The 3825-nt window shown below is 71.6% G+C and carries 4 protein-coding genes and 1 pseudogene; 3 read left to right on the top strand and 2 right to left on the bottom strand.

Going from position 1 to position 3825, the window contains the following annotated elements; translation table 11 throughout:
• Both AIIKEEIJ_RS13100 and AIIKEEIJ_RS13095 read left to right on the top strand, forming a co-directional pair.
• The coding region (locus AIIKEEIJ_RS13100; protein WP_238406338.1) for an NAD(P)/FAD-dependent oxidoreductase at window positions 1–719 on the top strand (719 nt) is incomplete at its 5' end.
• Between the two features lie 97 nt (window positions 720–816).
• Entirely contained in the window at window positions 817–2829 is a 2013-nt protein-coding gene (locus tag AIIKEEIJ_RS13095) for a SpoIIE family protein phosphatase (protein WP_029543130.1), read from the top strand.
• Between the two features lie 41 nt (window positions 2830–2870).
• On the opposite strand, the gene AIIKEEIJ_RS13090 is transcribed toward AIIKEEIJ_RS13095, so the two are convergent.
• A complete protein-coding gene (locus AIIKEEIJ_RS13090; RefSeq protein WP_044476011.1) occupies window positions 2871–3110 on the bottom strand; it encodes a WhiB family transcriptional regulator in 240 nt (79 codons plus the stop codon).
• 278 nt (window positions 3111–3388) lie between these two features.
• On the bottom strand, window positions 3389–3754 hold the full coding sequence (locus tag AIIKEEIJ_RS13085) for a DMT family transporter (protein WP_238406337.1): 366 nt from the start codon (window positions 3752–3754) through the stop codon (window positions 3389–3391).
• On the opposite strand from AIIKEEIJ_RS13085, the pseudogene AIIKEEIJ_RS33025 reads away from it, so the two are divergent.
• Window positions 3720–3825 (top strand): annotated as a pseudogene (locus AIIKEEIJ_RS33025) (WhiB family transcriptional regulator); the annotation flags it as partial. The gene AIIKEEIJ_RS13085 and the pseudogene AIIKEEIJ_RS33025 sit on opposite strands and share 35 nt — an antisense overlap.

Here is a 3825-nt window from a genome sequence, read left to right as displayed (position 1 = left end):
CCCGCGTGGATCTCGGAGCCGTCCGCGAGCCGCACACCGTAGACCTCGCCGCCGTCGCGCTGCAGGAGCGAGGTGACGGTGGTGCTCTGACGCACTCGCACGCCGAGGGCACGGGCGCGGGTGCCGTCGTGCTCGCGACCGGCGTGTGGTCGCCGGCGCTCGGCGCGACCGCCGGGGTGGACATCCCGATCCGGGCCCAGCGGGAACAACTCCTGCTGGTCGACCAGGGCGAACCCACCCCGGACATCCCCACCTTCTCCGACCTGGTGAACCTGCAGTACATCCGGCGCGAGCCCAACGGGGACCTGCTGGTGGGCAACAGCGACCACTCCACCCCGGAGTGGGCCGACCCGGACGACTACGTCAATCGCGCCGACGACCCGTTCGTGGAAACCGCCATCGCGAAGCTGGACCGGCTGCTGCCGGCCATGCCCGATCCGCGGCTCGCCTCGTCGTACGCGGGGTGCTACGACACCACCCCCGACTACAACCCGGTCATCGGGCCGTCCCCCGCCCCGGGGCTGTTCCTGCTCGTGGGCTTCAGCGGCCACGGCTACAAGATCTCCCCGGCCGTGGGCCGCCTCGCCGCCGACCTCCTGCTCGACGGCATCAGCAGCGACGCCGCCGTCGACGGCGCCGACTTCCGCTACTCCCGTTTCGCCGAGGGCAAACCGCTCGCCAGCCTCAATCCGTACGTCGGGGCCGGAGAGATGCGCTGACGAACCGGGCCGGCCGGCACGCCGCTGTACCGAAGCCCCGGAGGGGTATAGAACTGAAGGTGACGCTTCACCGCGGAAACCGGAGAAGGTACACGGCATGCCGGAAGGCGAGGACCTGTTCTCGGCCACGGGAGAGCCGGACACGGTTCTCCGCGTGTTCGAAGCACTGCCGTTCGCCCTCGGCGCGTGGCAGGGACCCGATCACGTGTACGTCGCGACCAACGCCGCCTACCGGGCGCTGCTGGGGCGCGACGACCTCCTCGGCCGGCCGGTGCGCGAGGTCGTACCGGAACTCGAGGGCCAGCAGTTCTTCGAGCTGCTCGACCGGGTGGCGGCGACCGGCGTCGCCGAGACCGCCAAGGAGTGGCGCCTGCAGATCGATACCGACGGTAGCGGCGTGGTCCGGGAGCGCTACTTCGACTTCACCATCGCCCCCCGTCGCGACCCCGACCGCGGCGTCGCCGGGCTGCTCTTCTTCGCCTCCGACGTGACCGACAGTGTCCTGGCCCGGCGCGGCGCCGAGGCACGGGCCCAGCTGATGTCGGAGAAGTACGAGCAGGCCCGCGACGCGGTGACGGTGATGCAGCAGGCGTTGCTGGCGCCGTCCGTCCCGGTCGTGCCGGGGGCCGAGGTGGCGGCCGCCTACCTGGTCGCCGCCGAGGACACGGCCGCCGGCGGCGACTGGTTCGACGCGTTGGCCCTTGCGAACGGCGAACTCGTGCTCATCACCGGGGACGTCGTCGGGCACGGCGTCGAGGCCGCCGCCGTGATGGGGCAGCTCCGCGCGGTGCTGCGCCAGCAGATCCTCGCGGGCGCGGACGTCGCCGCCGCCCTGTCCACCCTCGACGCCTTCTCGGCGCACGTCCCCGGCGCCCGCACCGCGACGGTCTGTGTCGTCGTCCTCGACACCGCCACCGGCCGGGTCCGCTACTGCACGAGCGGGCATCCCCCGCCGCTGGTGGCGAGCCCGGCCGGGGCGGTCCGATACCTCCCACCCTCGGGCGGAACGCCGATCGGTACCGGCTCGACGTTCCCCGTCGCCACCGACGCCCTCGCCGCCGGCGACGTCGTGCTGCTCTACACCGACGGACTGATCGAGCGCCCCGGCCGGCCCCCGCCGGCGAGCACCGCCGAACTCGCGGAGCGGGCGGCCCTGAGCGTGGCCGGCCGGTCGTTCCCGATCCCGGACACGCGCGCCCGGACGGTGGATCGGGTGTGCGCGGAGATCCTCGAATTCCTGCTCCGGGAAACCGGATACAGCGACGACGTGACCATCGTGGCCGCTCAGCGCACGGCCATGCCGGATCCCCTGCAGCTTCGGCTCCACGCCGACCGGGAGGCACCGAGGTCGGCACGGACGTCGTTGCGGCGATGGCTCGTGCGCATCGGTGCCGACCATGCCGGAACTGTGGCCGTCGAGCACGCGGTCTCCGAACTCGTGTCCAACGTCGTCGAGCACGCCTATTCCGGCGGCGACGCCGGGCATGCCCCGGTCGACATCGACGGGACGCTCGACGGCGACGGCTGCCTCCGGGTCCGCGTGCGGGACCGGGGCCGCTGGAAGACCCCCGCGAAAACCCCGGAGCCACATCGGTTACCGACCAGCCGCGGCCGCGGGCTCACGATGGTCCGGATCTTCGCCGACGACCTCGTCGTCGACAGCGACGACACGGGCACGACCGCGACGGTCACGTTCCGGCTCACCCGCAGCGCCCGCGTCGTCACCGAGTTCACGGAAGGCGCGATCGTCGGCCGTCCCGAGGTCTCGCCCGAATTCGCCGTCGCCGAAACCGAACCCGGTCGTCTCGCGGTGCGGGGGGACATCGACATCGACACCGCGCCCATCCTCAAGGGGTGCCTCGACGCCGTATCCCACAGCGGAACGCTGTCGGTGACAGTCGATCTGAGCGAGGTCACCAACCTCGGCTCCGCCGGGGTCTCCTTGCTCTCGACGGCCCGCGACCGCGCGGCCAAGCAGCACTCCACCGTCACGTTGGTGGCGCCACCCGGCAGCACCGCCCACCACGTGCTCAGCCTGGTCGGACTCCACGGCCGGGCCGACCCCGGCGGCGGCGACATCCCGGAGCCGTCAGGGGATCCGGAGACGTGAACCCGGCACCGACCGGGGGTCGGTGCCGGGCGAAATCCGGCTCAGCTCGCGATCTTCCGTCTCCGGGACTGCACGTACTTCTCCCGCTCGGAGACCGACATCCCGCCCCACACTCCGTAGGGTTCGCCCATGGTGAGCGCGTGCTCGCGGCACTGCTCGATGACCGGGCACCGATGGCACATCTCCTTGGCCTTCGACTCTCGCTGGTACCGCGCTCGGCCCCGTTCGCCGTCGGGCGAGAAGAACACCGACGAGTCGACGCCGCGGCACAAGCCCTGCATCTGCCAGTTCCAGACATCGACGGTCGGCCGGAGCGGGTGAGGTGACAATGGCACGGGGCTCTCCTTGACAGCAGGCTCGCACGCAGTGCGAGCGGACCGGACGAAAGTCTGCGACCTTTCGCTCACTTCGATCCACGCGCCGGGACCGCCCCGAAGGGCCGATTCTCGGTTCGTCGATCTCATGGACCGGGGAGTACCCCGCGCCACCGAAATTCATGCCAACAAAGAGCGAGATTTGTCGAAGGTTCGCGAGACCGTGGGCGGCGCCGCCGGCCGGGCTATTCCCCCGGAGGACATACCGCCTGGTCGGGGGACGACGCGGCCGCGTCGCCCCGCGCGAGGGCGACCGTCGCGGCCACCATCACCGCCGCCGCGGTGACCAGAACCACACTCATGGCGCGGTCCGCGTCGAGGTATTCCCCCAGGACCACGAAACCGAGCAGCGACGCCACGACCGGTTCCAGGACGGTGGTGGCGGGCAACGACGCCCGCAGATCACCGGCCTGGAACGCCGCCTGCTGAACCGTCACCGCCCCCGCGGCGAGGAGCAGGAGCGCCCACAGTTCGGGAGCGGTGGCGAGCGGCAGCACACCGCGGGACGCGATGTCGAAGGCCAAGGAGATGTGCCATCGGTGCCCGGTCATCGAGCAGTGCCGCGAGCACGCGCTCACCATGGGCGAACCCTACGGAGTGTGGGGCGGGATGTCGGTCTCCG

It is taken from the genome of Rhodococcus sp. YH1 (genome assembly GCF_009939605.1).
GTDB lineage: Bacteria > Actinomycetota > Actinomycetes > Mycobacteriales > Mycobacteriaceae > Rhodococcus > Rhodococcus aetherivorans.
Note: the sequence above shows the minus strand (reverse complement) of the source record. Positions and strands in the feature narration are given on the sequence as shown.

What these genes read in the sequence shown, in the direction of transcription:
- AIIKEEIJ_RS13095 (WP_029543130.1), top strand. Translation starts at nt 817, where the DNA reads ATGCCGGAAGGCGAGGACCTGTTCTCGGCCACGGGAGAGCCGGACACG.
- AIIKEEIJ_RS13090 (WP_044476011.1), bottom strand. Translation starts at nt 3,110, where the DNA reads ATGCAGGGCTTGTGCCGCGGCGTCGACTCGTCGGTGTTCTTCTCGCCC.
- AIIKEEIJ_RS13085 (WP_238406337.1), bottom strand. Translation starts at nt 3,754, where the DNA reads ATGACCGGGCACCGATGGCACATCTCCTTGGCCTTCGACATCGCGTCC.